The organism is Pseudomonas sp. FW305-E2 (assembly GCF_058782925.1).
Map to the genome: position 1 here is coordinate 30,853 of NZ_JBYSYE010000027.1, position 16,950 is coordinate 47,802.

The following is a 16,950-nucleotide window of genomic DNA, read 5'->3' on the forward strand; positions in this document are numbered from 1 at the left end:
TATCAATGAGTGGCCACTCAATAAAAATAACAGGCTCCAACGATGTGTTTGGCATTTTGCCGGCCAATGTACAGTCCAAATTATAATAACTGGAGGACGTATGGCAAAGACTAGTCTGGTGACTAGAATTATTGCAGGTCTTGTGCTCGGGGTTGTAGTGGGGGCACTTCTCAATTTCTTTCCCGAGTATAAAGCCTGGATAATCAGCAGCCTTTTACAACCCGTCGGCGACATTTTCATCAAGATGATGAAGATGATTGTCGTACCCCTCGTATTCGCGTGCATGGTCGGCGCGATCGCAGGCAATGGTGATAGCAAGGCGATAGGGCGGGTCGGGGTGAAAGCCCTGTTCTACTTCTTCGTCGTGACCAGCATCGCAATTGTGTGTGGCCTGCTGGTTGGCAATCTTGCGCAGCCAGGCGTAGGTGCCAACTTGACGACCCTGGCAAACACCCAAACGCTCTCGCTTCCGTCTACCTCGGAGAACACTGGGTTTGGTCAAGTCATCCTCAACATCATCCCGGACAATATCGTCGGTGTAATGGCGCAAGGAAAGCTGCTGCCTGTCCTGTTCTTCTCGGTCATGTTCGGCTTTGGGCTAAGTGCTCTGGACAAAGAGAAGAAAATGCCGTTGATCGCGGTAGTCAATGCCATTTCCGCGACGATGTTCAAGGTGACGCATATCGTGATGCACTACTCACCCATCGGGATCTTTGGCCTGATCGGCGTGACGGTCGCCAACTTCGGGCTTTCCGCGTTGCTGCCTCTGGCAAAACTGATTGCCGTCACCTATGTCGCGGTCATTCTGTTCGGCGTGGTTGTGCTGGGCGGCATCGCGAAGGTTGCAGGGATCAACATCTTCGACCTGATCAAGGCGATCAAGGATGAGTTGATCCTGGCGTTCAGTACCGCCGCCTCGGCGACTGTCATGCCCCAGCTGATTGAAAAGGTCGAGGCCTACGGAACGCCGCGTTCGATTGCTACGTTGGTTATCCCTACGGGTTATTCCTTCAATCTGGATGGCGCATCGCTGTTCGTGGGCATCGGCACGCTGTTCATCGCGCAGCTCTATGAGATTCCCCTGAGCTTGGCTGACCAGGCGATGCTGATCATCATCATGGTGCTGACCTCCAAGGGCGCAGCCGGCGTCCCGGGTGCCATGTTCGTCATCTTGACCGCTACGCTGACCAGTGCCGGTCTGCCGGTGGAAGGTATTGCGTTCATCGCCGGAGTCTATCGCTTGATGGACATGCCGATCACGGCGCTGAATGTCTTGGGCAACGCACTGGCGCCTCTGGTTGTGGCGAAGTGGGAGAACCAATACCGGATGCCTGCTGCCCCGGTGGTAGCGCCCGAGGAGCGCCCGCAAGTGTTGACCTCTTCAATTAGCGCTGGGAGCTCGGCAAACGCGACCTAGTGTGTTCATCGACATGATCGCCCTGCATGTGATGCAAGTGCCCATCATGCAGGTAATCGACATGCCCATCGTGTTCGATTGCCGTGTGGCCGCAGCTGGGCTTGTGCCAATGGTCATGGTGCGGATGCTGGTTGCAGGCACTCATTCCGAACGCCTCCAACTGCCATACCTCGGCCGTCACGGCCGAGGTAGGTCGCTTATGTTACTCGTGGTGCGGCTCACCCAGGAACGTCAGTGAACTGAACAGGCTCTGCTGGGCCACGGGGCTGCCGTCTGCCATTGGCAGGGTAGCCTGGGCCGCGATGATGTTGAGTCCTTCATTGCGTACGGTGATACGTGCCCGCCCTTGCTTGTCGGTGGTGGCGCTGACCTGATGAGGGGCGCCCCGGTAATCGCCCTGCAGCGGGATATCCGCAGCCGGATTGCCATCGAGCAGTACCTGCACTTCCAGCGTCTTGCCTGGCCCGACTTGCACAGGGTCGCTCAGGGGGATAATCGCCAAACGCAGCATGTCCAGTTTCGGCAAGCGAGCACCGCGCTGGTAGATTGCCAGGCTGTACTTCAAGCTGTGGGTGGAGGCGATCGCATCCTTGACGTGGGTGCGATCCTGATTGACCCATTGCCTGTCCGGGCGCTGCGACCAAGGCCCGTTGTCCAGCAGCACGGCAAGTGCCGCAGGCGGGGTAAGTGGTTGCAGCACGGCATGATCCGCCAGGCGCCTGACCGTGACCGGGACCATGTTCCCGGCCGCGTCGAACGCCCAGGCGCGCTTGATCTTTTCCGCCTTGTAGGCGTTATCCTCGGCGCCGTGGCCGTACACGGCCTCGATATTGCCACGTCGCTCCTCGGTCCACAGACCGTGGGCGCCTGCGTTGACGCTGACCATCAGGGTCAACAGGGAAGCGACTTTCAACGATGGATGCATGATGGTTCCTCGGTTCAAAGGCTCAGGGTCAGGCTTACACTGAAGTTGCGTGGCTCCCCGGGCAGCACCCAAGCGCTGTTGTACGAGCGTTCGTAGTACTTGCGGTCGAACAGGTTGTTGAGGTTAAGGCCGACGGTGACCTGTTCGCTGGCTTTGTAGTGCGCCAACAGGTCGACCGTGCTGTAGGCGTCCAGGGTGAAGTCGCTGCCGGCCTGGCCGGAGCGTTCGCCGACGTAGTTCACCGCCGCGCCCACATCCGAGCCGCGCAGGGCACCGTCCTGGAATTCGTAAACGCCCATCAGGCTGCCGCTGTTACGGGCGATGCCGAGCAAGTCGCTGCCTTTGGGCAGGGCTGCGTCGCCTTTGGTGACCTCGGCGTCGATGTAGGCGTAGGCGCCGATCACTCGCAACGCGTCGGTCAGCTGGCCGCTGAACTGCAGGTCCAGGCCTTGGCTGCGCGCTTCGCCCGCCGCCACGCTCTCGCCAAGGGCGTCGGTGGTGATGACGTTCTCCTTGTCGATATGGAACAGGGCGATGGTCGCGCCCAGGCGGCTGTCGAGAAGGTCGAGCTTGACCCCGGTCTCGTAACCCAAGCCCTTTTCAGGCTTGTACACCTGGCCCTGGGTGCCGATGGTGTTGGGTTTGAACGAAGTGGATGCGTTGGCGAACACGCCGACTTGCGGGGTCAGTTGGTACAACACCCCGATGCGCGGTGTGGCAACGTCCTTTTCCTGGCTGTTGCTCAGACCCATGGTGCGGTTCTGCGAGGTCTGCTCGAAGCGCTCCAGGCGTATGCCCAGCAACCCGCGCAAGCGCTCGGTGAAGGCGATCTGGTCTTGCAGGTTGATCGCATAGCTTTCAGTGTGCTCGAAGAAGTCGTTGGCACGGGTGATGGCCGGCTTCGGCTTGCCGTATACCGGGTTGTAGATATCCAGCCCATACGCTGCGGAGGTGGCGCTTTGCGGGTACTTCTGGCTGTTGCGGTAGTTTTCGTACTCCAGCCCGACCAGGGTCTGATGCTGCCAGCCACCCAGCTCGAACTGCCCGTGCAGCTCAGCCTGGGTGATGTTGTCGTTCCATTCGAAGTCGCGTTCGCGATAGAAGCGCGTGATGGTGGTGCCCACCAGGGCCTGGGGCTCGGAGCTGTTGCCCTTGAGCGTACCCTGGGTGTAGTGGTTGGCCAGGCGCAGCGTCCAGTTGTCGTTGAGCACGTGTTCCAGCGCCACGTCGAGGGTCTGGTTGTCGTTGCGGATCTCGCCGTCATTCGGCTCGCCAAGGAAGGTCGAGCGCTTGACCGACCCCATTTCGCCGTTGACCGCCGGAATGCCTCGGTCGAACACCGACTCGGTTCGGGAGAACTCGGTGTCGATCATCAGTCGGGTGTCGGGTGACAGTTGCCAGCTCAGGGAGGGGCTGACGATACGGCGCTCGCTGCCGACATGATCGCGGAAGCTGTCGTTGTCTTCGACGGCGAGGTTGATCCGGCCCAGCAGATTCCCCTCGCTGTCCAGCGGCGAGTTGGCGTCCAGGGCGGTGCGGTAGCGGTCCCAGCTGCCTGCGCTGAGGGTGAGGGTACTGAAGGCTTCGGCCTGGGGGCGCTTGGTGACGATGTTGACCAGTCCGCCAGGGTCGCCACGGCCGTACAGGCTGGCCGCCGGGCCTTTGAGCACTTCGATGCGTTCGATGTTGGACGTGTCCGGCGCGCTGTAGCTGCCGCGGTTGATGGCGAAACCGTTCTTGTACAGCTCGCCCGTGGTGAAGCCGCGCACACTGTAGTTGAGGAAAGTCAGGCCGCCGAAGTTGTTCTGCCGCGACACGCCACCCGCAAAGTCCAGGGCGCGGTCGATGCGGGTGGTGTTGAGGTCCTTGATCACCTGTGCGGGCACCACGTCGATGCTCTGCGGCGTGTCGCGCAGGTCGGTATCGGTGCGGGTGGCGGTGGCAGAGCGGTTGGCACGATAGCCTTGCACCGGCCCGTCGGCGCGCTCTTCGAGGTAGGCGTCGGTGATGGAGGTTTCGTTCAGCAGCAAGGGTTGTGCCGCTGAAATCGGCTGGCCGAACAAGCCCAGCGTCAGGCCGGCCAGAAGGGGGGCACGAGGGTTCACGTAAAGTCTCCGTTTTTCACGCTATAACGTTGCATTTTTTGGTGCGTCCTGACTTGGGCACTGTCCACGAGCTCGAAGGGGATCACAACGGATACACCATCAGGCTGCACTCGATGCCAACATCGATGCCGCGCGCTGCTTCGGGCGGTGCTGCATCAAAGATGACTAGAAACCCTTACGAGTAGAGGGGCCGCCTTGCGTCAGGCCTGACAAATGAATCCTGATGAGGAAATGTTCATGTGTTGGGATACGCATGTTATTAGATGTAATAACGTAACACCAGTGATTAGCGCTCATTACCGGTTGCAAATGATTCTTGTTGGTCAGGCGCAGATGCCTGCGGGGCGGACCAGGCCGAGGCATCGTGCGGGTGCAGGCTTTCCAGGTGGCGAACGTGCACTTGGCTATCGCGGTAACCGCGCAGGCTTGCCTGAATACGCCGCGCAGCGTCTTCGACGAACATCAGGTTCTGCCCGTTGAGCGCTGCGAAAGCCTGTTCGTCAGCCCGTTTTACGGCGGTCTGAACCGGCGTGCGCAAAGCGCCTTCGACTTGGTCGATCAGGGCCAGCAACCCGAGATCCGGGGCATCGGAAGGTACCGTGACGCGCACTCGAGCTTCGCTGCGTTGGCTATGTGGCGTCGCCAGCGACGCGTTGCTGCGCAGCCACTGCGCGACGGCGCTGGCTTCGAGCAGCGGCTGGTCCTTGAAGGTTCGCAGGAAGCCGTCCTCAATCAATTGTCGGGAGAGAGCGGCCGAGCACGGGCAGGTCGAGGAATAGCCGATCCTGACCTCGATACTCAGGTTCAGTGCCCCGCCGACCTTCGTGGCGAGCACGTGAACCGGGTACGACTTCCAGCCAGAGAGGCCCTCGGTCACCAGCGCAGGGCGGCGAACCAGCAAATCGAAATCCAGGCGCAACCTGGCATTACGGCTTCCGCAATCCTGATGGCTGTCGATCATCTCCTGCAACAGCGCGAAGAGGCTTGCCGGCGACACCGCCGCAGCCTGCCCCCAAGCGTCCAGCAGGCAATACAGCCTGGACATGTGAATGCCTTTGACGTGCGGCGCCGGCAGGTCGACCTGGACATCCGCCCGGGCGTGTAGCTCGCGCTGGTAGGTCGGTTCTTCGATCCTTACCGGCAGGTCGATACCCTGCATGCCGACCCATTGCAACGGGCTTAGGCTGTGGGCCAGGTCGGTGACGGAAACGTCGGGTAATGCTGAGCTCATCATGTCTATCCAGTGGTGGGAGCCTTGCACGTAGCAGCAAGGGGTATGAATCAGTTCCAGCCGGGGAAGGGGTTGGTCAGCTTCATCCAGCCTTCCGTTCCCTGGGCCCTTTCCTCATCGGTCAGCAGCGCGCGACGGGCCCGGCCTGGGACCGGTTGCCGGCCATGGACGGTTCGCAGTCGAGCCAGAGGTAACGTTTAATTTAGTTAGTTATAACATAACATTTAGGTTAGATTGCAAATCATGTCCGTGTTCTTGACCAGGTAGAGGCAGGAAGCCGCTTCGCGTGTGGCTGCTGAAGTGGGAGAAAACTGCTGGACAAGATCAACGCTGACCTAGAATGCGTTGCCTGGGGCGAGCTGAAACGTAGTCGCTGTGGTCGAAGGCCATAAGCAGGCGGTCGCGAGCGGGCATTTTGTGCACGTTTTCGTTGACCGCCATAATCGGCGACCAGTGCCGGTGGGGCTGAGGGACCTACTGGAGAGATTTGTCGAGTTGAGTTAGCTCATGTGCGCTGAGTGCTCGGTGGTACCTTTCGTTTGGCATACCACGCGAACAGCATGATTGCTAGCAAGCACACTGCAGTTTGGGTCGTTCCCAGTATGGCAACAGTGGGAAAATTCGGCGTTGAAACCATCCAGGTCGACACTGCTCCGATTGCCATGGTGAGGAATCCCAAAAGGGCTGAGGCCAGTCCTGCTTCTTTCCCGAACGGTGTCATGGTCAAGGCCGTTCCCAGCGGATTGGCAATACCCATACCCCCTAGGAAAAGCACCATCGACAATGAGTACCAGCCCAAGCTTGGATTGCTCGGGCCTACCAGCAGCAATGCACCCGCCAAACACGCAGTCGCTAGGCCTGATAAGGTGATGGCTCGGCTACCCCAACGGTGAGCCAAGCGAGGAGCAGCCAAGCCAGCGGCAAAGACTACGAAGACAGTTGCCGCGAAATAAAGGCCCACTTGGAGCGAGTTAAGCCCCATACCGTCCATCAAGATGGACGGCGCAGCGGCGAACGAGGCGAATAAGCCGCTCATCAGCAGGCTGGTCGCCAGTGCGGGCAAAATGAAGAGGCGGTTGGACGCCAGTTTGCCGTATGCGATCAGGACCGCAGGTACTGATTGAGTCACCCGACGACGGCTAGGAAGGGTTTCACCTATCCCTCTGACGTAGAACAGCGCGATAAGGATTGCCGACATGCCGACGACTACAAAAAGTGCACGCCATCCCAAAGTGGTGTTCAGCATACTGCCGATCAAAGGTGAGAAGCCTGGTGCTGTGGCGGCAGCGATCATCGTCAGCGATAACGCGCGTGCCAGGTTCTCACCCTCATAAAGATCGCGAGCGATGGCTCTGGCCAGAACCGCGGCGGCACACACGCCAATAGCCTGGATTACTCGTCCGAGGATCAGCATGTCGAATGTGGCGGCGTTAGCCGCCCAAAACGTACCCACCACGAAAATCATCAGCCCACCCACTACCAGCCGCTTGCGGCCATAGCGATCGGCAAGCGGCCCTACCAATAATTGGGCGAAGGCGAAGGTGATGAAAAAGCTGGAGAGCGTCAGCCCGAGTTTCTGGGATGAGACGTTGAACTGTCGAGCCATTTCAGGAAAAGCGGGCAGGATGATATTGGTGGACAAGTTGCTGATGGCAGCGAGTGCTGCCAGTAGAAGGATGACCTTGGCCGTCAGAACGTTGGCCCTCTGAGTCTCGCCGTCAGCTTCGTTGGCGTGGGTTTCGAGTTGGCTGTTCATACGCTGGCCTCCCAGCGGCGGAACAGCACGCTGGCGTTCACACCACCGAATCCGAAACCGTTGGACAAGGCGTATTCGATGGGCATTTCACGGGCTGTTCCTGCAACCAGGTCAAGGCCAAGCGCAGCATCATCGACTTGAGTCAGGTTGAGCGTGGGGGGAACGATCTGGTCTTGCAGCGCCAACACCGTGAAAATGGCTTCGATACCGCCTGCCGCCCCCAAGAGGTGGCCGGTGGCCGATTTGGTCGATGTAATCGCCACGCCGCTGCCGCTACCGAATACGGCGCGAATCGCTGAAAGTTCACCCTTGTCGCCAACCTGGGTAGAAGTCGCATGCGCATTGATATGGTCCACGTCCCCAGGCGCTACCGACGCCTGTTGCAGCGCGAGTTGCATGGCACGCCTGGCACCGCTTCCGTCTTCGGGACCAGCGGTCAAATGGTAGGCATCAGCGCTCGTTCCGTAGCCGACCAGCTCGGCCAGGGGCTTGGCGCCACGGGCCAGCGCATGTTCCAGCGACTCGATCACCAGCAAGCCAGCCCCTTCAGCCATGACAAACCCGTCCCGTTGGCTATCGAAAGGACGGGAGGCTTGCTCAGGGCTATCCGAAAAGCCCGTGCTGAGCGCTCGTGCAGCCGCAAAGCAGCCTAGCGTCACGCGATCGATTGCCGCTTCGGCGCCACCGCAGATCGCGATATCCGCTTCGCCGCTTCTGATGAGCCGAGCGGCATCGCCGATGGCCTGCACCCCCGCAGCGCACGCTGTGACGGGTGCCCCAAGTGGGCCTTCAAAACCGTAGCGTATGGAGACATGACCCGCTGCCATATTGGCCAGGAACGATGGCGCCGTGAAGGGCGACAACTTGCGAGGGCCACGTGTGTCAGTGGTGCGCACCGCCTCTGCGATGGCGCCGAAGCCACCGACTCCGGAAGCGATGACGGTGGCGGTTCGCGCGCGTTCCGCCTGACGCTCGGGATGCCAGCCGGCTTGCTGCAATGCTTCATCCGCTGCTACCAGCGCAAACTCGATGAATCGATCCATTTTCTTGCGTTCCTTGGCGTGGATGACCTGCTCGGGTTGATAGCCTGCCACGGCATCCTCGGCCAATGTGGGCACGCTGCCGCCCACTGACACGCCAGTGCCTTCGACGATATCGGCAGCAAGCGCGCGAATCCCGGACTGGCCAGCCAGCAATCGACGCCATACTTCCGTTACGCCACAGCCCAGCGGGCTAACAACGCCGGTGCCGGTCACCACGATGCGCTTTTGAATAACGTTGTGAGCCATTTCGACCTCTCGTTGGATCATGAGCGCGCCACGAATGACACCGGGCGCGCACGGGTTGCAGGCAATGTTCAATCAGGCGCGGCGTGCAGCTGCTGGCTTGGCAATGCGGCTATCTGGGTGGATCTTGAACCAGATGGAATACATCGCCGGCAGGAACACCAAGGTCATGATCGTGCCCACGAACGTGCCTCCGATCAGGGTGTAGGCCAAGGTGCCCCAGAACACCGAGTGGGTGAGGGGGATGAAGGCCAGGATGGCTGCCAATGCCGTAAGCAAGACCGGGCGTGCGCGTTGCACTGTGGCCTCGACCACAGCGTCGAAGGGGGCAAGTCCTTCAAGCTGGTTGTGGTCAATCTGCCCGATCAGGATGAGGGTGTTGCGCATCAGAATCCCGGAGAGCGCGATCAAGCCGACTAACGCGTTGATGCCGAACGGTTGGCCGAACAGCAGCAATACGGGTACTACGCCGATCAACCCCAGCGGTGAAGTCAGAAACACCATGACCATCGCCGAGATAGAGCGCACCTGCAGTATGATGATCAACAACGTCAGGGCAATCATGATCGGCAGGAGAGGGACGATAGCCTGGCTGGCCTTGGCCGACTCCTCGATAGAGCCTGCCATTTCGATTTTGTAGCCCGCAGGCAGCTGCCTGACGATGGGCTGGAGGTCTTTCCAGATCGCCGTGGATACATCAGGCGGCTGCAGCCCTTCGGCGATGTCACCCCGCACTGTCATGGTGGGCGTTCGGTCGCGGCGGCGGAGGATGGGATCCTCCATACGAATACTCACATCACCGATCTGCGAAACAGGAACGCGCTGACCGTTCGAGCCTACCAGGGTGAAACTCTCGATCTGGGCAGGATCGAGTCTGATCTGGCCAGCGGCACGCCCTACAACCTGCACAGAGCGGATATCTTCCCTGATCGACGTGATCGGCACACCGGTCAGCAGGAATTGAAGCTGCTGCGACACCGAGGCGGACGTCAGGCCAACCGCCTGCAGGCGATCTTGATTCAGGGAGAAGTGAAGCGTGGGAACAAGCGGGCCCCAGTCGGTATTGACGGTCTTCATCATGGAGCTCGCCTGCAGCACGCTTTGGACGCGTGCTGCAATCTGGCGCAGTTGCGAGGCATCCGGGCCCATCACCCGATAGGCGACCGGGTAGGGGGAGTAGGGCCCGAATACCAGTTGTGTTACCCGCACTTGAGCGCCGGGTGCCAGACCTTCGGAGGCCGCCTCCCGAAGACGATGCTTGAGGGCCTCACGAGCGCCCTGGTTTTCGGTCAGGACCACAATCTTGGCAAAGGACGGGTCGGGCAACTCAGGGGCCATTGCCAGGAAGAAGCGGGGCGGGCCTTGGCCGATGTAAGTGGTGACAATCTTTGCCTCCTCTTGCTGACGTAGCCAGGACTCAACCCTGATTGCAGTGGCGTTTGTCTGTTCGATGGAGGTGCCATAAGGCATCTGCAGCTCCACAAGCACTTCGGGGCGGTCGGAGGTCGGGAAGAACTGCTTCTTTACCAATCCCATGCCAAGCACGGCGGCCACAAATGTCGAAACCACGGTGCCTGCCACGAGCCATTTATGTGCGATCACCCAGCCCAACAAAGTGCGGAATCGGTTGTAATGACGGGTGTTGTAAATAGCGGCATGACCACCTTCAATCGCCTTGATCTGAGGCAACAGCTTCACGCCCAGGTAGGGGGTGAACGCTACCGCCACCACCCAGGATGCGATCAGGGCGATGCCGACAATCCAGAACATGTTGCTGGTGTATTCGCCGGCAGTGGACTGGGCGAAACCGTTAGGCATGAATCCGATGGCGGTAACCAGTGTGCCGGACAGCATGGGGGCTGCCGTGTGGCTCCAGGCATATGCCGAAGCTTTGATGCGGTCGTAACCTTCTTCCATCTTAACGACCATCATTTCGATGGCGATGATCGCGTCGTCGACCAGCAACCCTAAGGCCAGGATGAGCGAACCCAGCGTAATCCGGTCGAAATTCTTGCCTGTTGCGGCCATCACCACAAATACGATCGCCAGTGTCAGTGGCACCGCGGCTGCGACGACAACGCCGACACGCCAGCCCATGCTGAGGAAGCAGACGAGCATCACGACCAGCAGGGCAACAAAAAACTTGATCATGAACTCGTCGACGGAGGACGTAATGTTTACTGCCTGATCGGTGACCTTGCTGAGCGTCATGCCCAAAGGCATGCTTTCGTTGATTTTGGCTGTTTCGGCCTCCAGGGCCTTGCCTAGGTCGAGGCCGTTCCAGCCTTCGCGCATGACAATGCCAAGCAACAAGGCTGGTTCGCCATCGTTGCGTACCAGGAACGTCGCGGGATCTTCATAGCCGCGTTCAACGTCAGCCACATCCGACAGTTTCAGGGCGCGGCCCTGAGCGACCACAGGGGTTTCGCGAATCTTTGTCAGTTGATCGAAGGCGCCGTCAACCCTGACCACCACGTGTGGCCCCTGCGTTTCCACCGAACCCGCCGGTGACAGGGCATTCTGGTTGTCCAGGGCCGAGAAAATGTCCTGTGGCGTGATGCCGAGTGTGGCCAGGCGGTCATGAGAAAAGGACACGAATATCCGTTCAGCCTGTTCCCCGATGATGTTGACCTTCTTGACGCCCGGCACGTGCAGCAGCTGCTGGCGCAGTGTTTCGGCGTCGCGGACCAGCTGGCGCTGCGGTTCGCCTTTGGCTTTGAGCGCGTAGACCGCAAATGTCACGTCCGAGAATTCATCATTGAGCATTGGGCCAATCACGCCCGCTGGCATGAGCTTGGCCTGATCACCCGCTTTCTTGCGGGCCTGGTAGAACTCCTCCTGAACCGCCGAAGGCGGGGTCTTGTCTTGCAGCGAAACCATCGTGAATGCCAACCCGGGCCGGGTGTAGGTTTCGGTACGGTCATACCAACGCAGCTCCTGCATGCGTTTTTCCAACGGTTCGGCCACCAGATCTTGCATCTCTTGTGCAGTGGCGCCGGGCCAGGCAGTGATAATCGTCATCTGCTTGACGGTGAAGGGCGGATCTTCTGCACGGCCCAGTTTGAAGAAGGCCAGCGTTCCGGCGAAGGCGATCAGCACAATCAGGAAGAGGGTGATTGATCGCTCGCGTACTGCGAGCGCGGACAGGTTGAAACGAAGCTGGCTCATGGCTGGTGCTCCGTGACCTGAGCTGTTTGAGCCTGTTCCATGACCTCAACACCATCGCGCAGCAGATGCGCACCCAGTGCCACGATCCGATCGCCAGCGTTCAGATCACTCTTCACGACAGCTTTTTCGTCACTGACACTCAACACTTCCACCGCGCGCCACGACACCTTGGCCGGCTGGCCAGCTATCACCCAGACCCCGGCTCCGTTACCCGGGTCAAAGAGTGCGCCGATGGGTATCTGCTTTGCGTCAAAATGCGTATCAGTATTTGGAATATCAAGCGTAATGGTTGCACCTAATGGCGCGCTCGCCAAAGGCCCAGTGAGCACGTACCTGGCCTCGAATGTGCGCGTAATCGGGTCTGCAGCATCTGAAAGTAAGCGCAGATGAGCAGGTACGGCCTGTGCAGGCTTGCCAAATAGCGTGGCGAGTGCAGTCGAGCCAGGCGCCGGTCGAAGCGTTTCTGGCAAGTAGACGACAGCTTCTCGTTGCCCAGCCCTGGCCAGCTTTACAACTGCTTGGCCAGCACTGACGACCTGGCCCGGTTCGGCCAGCGTGTCCATCACTACACCGTCGGCGTCGGCTAGCAAGACCGCATATTCAGTGGCGTTCCTGGCAACGTCAGCCTGAGCATGCGCGGCACTGAGTTGCGCCTTGGCGGCATCAGCCGCAGCTTTGATCTGGTCGTAAGACGATGCCGAGACCGCGCCCTCGGCCACCAGCCCTCGATAGCGAGCTTCGTCGTCACTGGTCTGCTTGGCCCGTGCCCGAGCAGCAGCTACTGCCTCTTGCTGCGCGCGCGCCTGCAGATTCAGATCCACCGGATCCAGGCGCATCAAGGGCTGACCGCGTTTGACTGTTTGTCCGGTATCGACCAGGCGCTGCAAGATTTTTCCGGATACTCGGAAGCCGAGGTCACTCTGCGTGCGAGCTACCACAACCCCGGAAAACGAACGTGCAAGTTCTGACGCGTCCTGTACTGAGACCGCTTTCACGACCGGCGGTTTATCTCTCGGGTCTTTTCCAGGTGAAGAGTCCCCGCAAGCGACGAGGGCGAGTGGGAGTAAGCAACCGACTAAGGCGGCAGGACGCAGGCGCATGGGATCCCTTTCTCAAAAGGCGATGTAGGAATCCCATTTTTCTACTGGTGACCAATATTGTCAATGGTCACAATCTGCTAGGGAGCGAGGCTTCTGAGTATCAAGGCCGGCAGTTGGATAACCGCATCCTCAAGCGTGTCCAGGTTATGCTGAAGGAGCGCGGCATTTACGTAGGGCCTCATGATCAGAAAGATGGCCAGCGTCGCCTCATCCACTGGTGTCTTGCGTTCGAATTCTCCCGCGCTGCGGCCCTGTATCAGGATCTCTTGAATTAACCTGCTGATATTGGCTTCATGGGATTTGACCGACGACCACTGGTCACGCGATGCCACAGCGGCTATGTCGTAGAGTTTTCGCTCCTGGAAGAAAAGGTCAGCCCCAGCCTCTGCGATATTACGGAATAGACGCCTTAGCTTCTCCGAGGCGCTGGGGGCATTGCCAGTGGCCGCCTCGACGCGTTGCATGATGAGCGCCAGCCGACGGGAGCAGATCACCTCGCCGATCGCTTGCTTGGATTCAAAAAATTTGTAGATGTAGGCCTTTGAGAAGCCGATTGATTTTGCCAGATCCGAGACAGTGGTTTTGTCATACCCATAGTGGGCGAAGTGCTCCATCGCAGCCTGGATGATCTGATCCCTCACATCGTGGTCAGCAGGCCCTCGCGCCGGCGAGGGTGGAGAAGGTTTAGTCATTGGAAGCGTCCTGGAACGGGTTGACAGGCTGTGACCAAAATATGATATGGTCACTGCCGCTCTTGGTCTACGAGAATCATCATGCTTCCCTACCGAACTATTGCTCTGCTGCTGAGTTCCAGCCTCTCTGCAGGGTGCATGGTTGGCCCGGATTATAAACAGCCAAACGCACCGCTGGCCCATCATTACATCAGTAGTGCCGGGCTGGCTGTCACGCCAGGCGCGAGGGCCGACAAACTCGATAATTGGTGGGATGGGTTTGGAGATCCGCTGCTGAGCACACTCGTGACTGAAGCGATAGGGCAAAATCTTGAGCTTGCCCAAGCCCAGGCCCGCGTTGTGCAAGCTCGGGCAACCCTCGGTTCCGCTACCGCAGCACTCGTGCCTTCGGCGAGCGTGAATGGCCAAGCAGCTCGTTCACGTCAATCGATCGAGACACCGTTAGGTCAGGTCTTGAATTCAACACCGGGCTACGACCGCTACGGGAGCAGTTACGAGCTGAATCTCGATGCAAGCTGGGAAATCGATCTGTTTGGAGGGCTGCGACGCAATCGTGAGGCAGCTATGGCGCAGTACCAAGCGTACGAGGCCGGTGCGGTCGCGACGCGTCTTGCCATTGCAGCCCAGACTGCCGACATCTATATCACCGTTCGAGGTCTTCAGGCTCGTCTCGCCATTGCTCAAGCTCAGGCAAGAACACAGAGGGAGCTTTTGGGCAAAGTCAAACTGCTCAATCAAAAGGGGCTGGCGGCAGACTATGAGGTTCGCCAAACCGAAGGCGAGCTCTCGCAAGTTGACGCAACAATCCCAGTCTTGCGAGCAAACCTTGATGCTGCACTCAATGCCTTGGACGTTGTGCTTGGCAGCAGTCCAGGCACCCATCGAACTCAAATGGCAGCACCCTCGCACATTCCGAAGGCCCCTCAGTTATCTGACATCGGCGAGCCGGCCCAATTGCTGCGCCGCAGGCCTGATCTGATCGCTGCCGAGCGAAGAGTCATGTCTGCAAACGCGCTTATTGGCAGTGCAATCAGTGAGTATTATCCAACGTTTTCGCTGGGAGCACTCGTTGGCACTGCTTCGACCTCTGGCGGTCAGTTTTTCACCGGTGGGGCAAGCCAGGCGGCTGCGTTTCTTGGCTTGCGATGGAGACTTTTTGATTTTGGCCGGATCAATGCAGAAATCCAGCAGGCGAAAGGGCGTGAGGCTGAAGCTTTGGCCTATTATCGACAGGCCGTGCTGGGAGCTTCGCAAGACGTCGAGACCGCATTATCTGCACTGGTCAACCGCCAGCAGCAGGCACAGTTCCTGGGCGAGGGGGAGGCATCCCTTGCGCAAGCGCGACAATCGTCATTTGCGGCCTACCAGAAGGGCGCTGCAAGTCTATTGAACGTCCTGAACGCTGATCAACAACTGCTTAGGGCTTCAGATTCACGAGCGGTCGCGCAAACAGAGGCGGCCCGTGCTGCAATCGCTACGTATCGCGCATTGGGAGGAGGGTGGTCCCCCTCTTCAATGGCAGCGATACGAGAAAGAAAAACTTGATGTCGCTCCGTTGGTTAGCGCCGTAGACGTATCCCTCAGGTGCGCCCCCCACGCAGATAATGGACCGGTCGGGTCAGTCTGTAGAGGTCGCCCTCGTGCATGACTTGTGCTCGCGCTCATCAGCGGCGCCTGCGTTGCGTGCGAGTAATGACTAGCCCGGCAATAATGCCCAGGACAGCTGCACCCACCCACAACGGTGTGTTGTTTTTGCGGCTTCGCCAGCCACCGTCCACGCGGCGTCGGCCACTCGGCGGTTCGAACAGATTGCCCGAGGAAATGGTTGCACGGGGACTGCGGTGTATGCCCCAGCGTGTCAGCCATCCCGAAACCTGCGGTAGACCTGGAACGAGGAAGCTGGCCAGGTGGGCAAGGCGGGCGGCGGTGCCGACCGTGGTGTGTGCACGAGGGGAAATGGCGCATGCGACCATGGCCTTTGCCACCAGTTCTGGATCGTAGATCGGCCCAGGCGGGGTGAGGGCATGGCCGGTGTAGTTACCGCCATCCCTGAACCCTGGCGTGTCCATGACCGCTGGATAGATATCGCAGACATGGATATCGGCAAATTCCGTCAACTCTCCCCGCAGCGCATCGGTCAGGCCACGCAGGCCGAATTTGCTTGCCGAGTAGGCCGCTGCATAGGGCTGGGCAACCCAGCTGCCCAGTGACAGCGTGTTGATCAGGATGCCGCTGCGCTGCGCCTTGAAGTAGGGCAGGGCCACATGAGCGCCGCGCAGGTAACCGACCAGGTCGGTTTGAATGACCTGTTCATGGGCTTCCAGCGGCGTTTTCTCGAAGCTGCCGACCACACCAACGCCGGCGTTGTTGACCCAGATATCGATCCGGCCATGGCCAAATTCGGCAGCCTGTGCGGCCAGCGCTCGCATTTGATCGCTGCTGGTAACGTCGGTGGTGATTGCCACGGCGTCCGTCCCGCAATCGGTGCACTCGTCCAGCACCTCGAACAACGCTTCTTCATCCCGTGCGGCCAGGACCAGGCGAGCACCTTTGCAGGCAAACGCATGCGCGGTGGCCCTCCCTATGCCACTTGAAGCGCCGGTGATGACCACGACCTTGCCGCGCAACGGGCCTTTTACCTGTGCTGAGCATGAAGGCTCGGCCGGCGGTGAATCTTGCTCGAACGCGTCAGTCGCAGATTCGAGGAAAACACGGGCTTCTATCCTCGAGAGCTCCAGGGCGGTGCCGTCGACCAGCACCAATTTCAGCCCCTCGATGGTGCCGGCCACCCGATCGGGGAATACCGGCTCACCCTCCGCATCCAGGCTGTCATAAATGAACTTCGTGCCTTCAAGCCAGCCGACAGCCGTCAGCAGTTCGGGGCCAAGGTAATATCTACCGTCCAGAAAAAAGCCGGGGAATTGATGGGCGCGCTCGACGTTCTCCACGCGGTAACGTTCGCCTGGTTTCATGCCTGTCGCTTGATCGATCATGGTAATGACCCCTTTCGATGTGCGTTGCAAAACGTTCAACCTTTGCTGTGTTCGTCGGATGTCGGCCCGGTTCCGCGCTTGATACCGCGCGGCCCGGCAACGCCCCAGATGGCCAGGCCCACGATCGGAAGCACGACGATCACCAAGGCCCATAGCACTTTGCAGGCGTCGGACTGGTCGCTTCTGAACACACTCACGATGGCCCATAAGTCGATGAGCAACAGAATGGCCGCCACTGCAATCCAGAAATACATGGCAAGGTCGTTCATAGGCTTCT

At 59.5% G+C, this 16,950-nt stretch carries 12 protein-coding genes; 2 read left to right on the top strand and 10 right to left on the bottom strand.

What is annotated here, in order from left to right; genetic code table 11:
• Positions 1 to 100 precede the first annotated feature (100 nt).
• Entirely contained in the window at positions 101 to 1,417 is a 1,317-nt protein-coding gene (locus AC3WLP_RS18755) for a cation:dicarboxylate symporter family transporter (RefSeq protein ID WP_088513146.1), read from the top strand.
• A gap of 202 nt (positions 1,418 to 1,619) precedes the next feature.
• Here AC3WLP_RS18755 and AC3WLP_RS18760 read toward each other — a convergent pair whose 3' ends face one another.
• The 8 genes from AC3WLP_RS18760 to AC3WLP_RS18795 all read right to left on the bottom strand — a co-directional run bounded on the left by AC3WLP_RS18760 (position 1,620) and on the right by AC3WLP_RS18795 (position 13,680).
• A complete protein-coding gene (locus tag AC3WLP_RS18760; RefSeq protein WP_004577556.1) occupies positions 1,620 to 2,342 on the bottom strand; it encodes a DUF4198 domain-containing protein in 723 nt (240 codons plus the stop codon).
• Positions 2,343 to 2,356: 14 nt separating this feature from the next.
• Positions 2,357 to 4,447: a TonB-dependent siderophore receptor gene (locus AC3WLP_RS18765; RefSeq protein WP_014756853.1), complete on the bottom strand. Its 2,091-nt coding sequence runs from the start codon at positions 4,445 to 4,447 to the stop codon at positions 2,357 to 2,359.
• A gap of 286 nt (positions 4,448 to 4,733) precedes the next feature.
• Positions 4,734 to 5,678 carry a GTP cyclohydrolase FolE2 gene (gene folE2 / locus AC3WLP_RS18770; RefSeq protein WP_017148335.1) on the bottom strand — a complete coding sequence of 315 codons (945 nt, stop codon included), beginning with the start codon at positions 5,676 to 5,678 and terminating at the stop codon, positions 4,734 to 4,736.
• A gap of 505 nt (positions 5,679 to 6,183) precedes the next feature.
• Complete coding sequence (locus AC3WLP_RS18775) at positions 6,184 to 7,434, bottom strand: multidrug effflux MFS transporter (protein ID WP_088513147.1); 1,251 nt, start codon at positions 7,432 to 7,434, stop codon at positions 6,184 to 6,186.
• Positions 7,431 to 8,723 (bottom strand): beta-ketoacyl-ACP synthase II, encoded by a 1,293-nt coding sequence (gene fabF / locus AC3WLP_RS18780; protein ID WP_012052251.1) that lies wholly within the window; start codon positions 8,721 to 8,723, stop codon positions 7,431 to 7,433. The genes AC3WLP_RS18775 and fabF overlap by 4 nt, the downstream gene beginning before the upstream one ends.
• Positions 8,724 to 8,795: 72 nt before the next feature.
• Positions 8,796 to 11,888, bottom strand: coding sequence for an efflux RND transporter permease subunit (locus tag AC3WLP_RS18785; RefSeq protein WP_088513149.1), 3,093 nt, complete (start codon positions 11,886 to 11,888; stop codon positions 8,796 to 8,798).
• Complete coding sequence (locus tag AC3WLP_RS18790; RefSeq protein WP_088513150.1) at positions 11,885 to 12,988, bottom strand: efflux RND transporter periplasmic adaptor subunit; 1,104 nt, start codon at positions 12,986 to 12,988, stop codon at positions 11,885 to 11,887. Before AC3WLP_RS18790 ends, AC3WLP_RS18785 begins: the two co-directional genes overlap by 4 nt.
• Before the next feature lie 77 nt (positions 12,989 to 13,065).
• Positions 13,066 to 13,680 (bottom strand): TetR/AcrR family transcriptional regulator, encoded by a 615-nt coding sequence (locus AC3WLP_RS18795; RefSeq protein ID WP_088513151.1) that lies wholly within the window; start codon positions 13,678 to 13,680, stop codon positions 13,066 to 13,068.
• An 81-nt stretch (positions 13,681 to 13,761) separates the two neighbouring features.
• Between AC3WLP_RS18795 and AC3WLP_RS18800 the strand changes: the two genes are divergently transcribed.
• On the top strand, positions 13,762 to 15,225 hold the full coding sequence (locus tag AC3WLP_RS18800) for an efflux transporter outer membrane subunit (RefSeq protein ID WP_088513152.1): 1,464 nt from the start codon (positions 13,762 to 13,764) through the stop codon (positions 15,223 to 15,225).
• A 119-nt stretch (positions 15,226 to 15,344) separates the two neighbouring features.
• On the opposite strand, the gene AC3WLP_RS18805 is transcribed toward AC3WLP_RS18800, so the two are convergent.
• Together AC3WLP_RS18805 and AC3WLP_RS18810 are read right to left on the bottom strand one after the other, a co-directional pair.
• On the bottom strand, positions 15,345 to 16,673 hold the full coding sequence (locus tag AC3WLP_RS18805) for an SDR family oxidoreductase (protein ID WP_088513153.1): 1,329 nt from the start codon (positions 16,671 to 16,673) through the stop codon (positions 15,345 to 15,347).
• Between the two features lie 35 nt (positions 16,674 to 16,708).
• Entirely contained in the window at positions 16,709 to 16,942 is a 234-nt protein-coding gene (locus AC3WLP_RS18810; RefSeq protein ID WP_012052257.1) for a PLD nuclease N-terminal domain-containing protein, read from the bottom strand.
• Positions 16,943 to 16,950 lie beyond the last annotated feature (8 nt).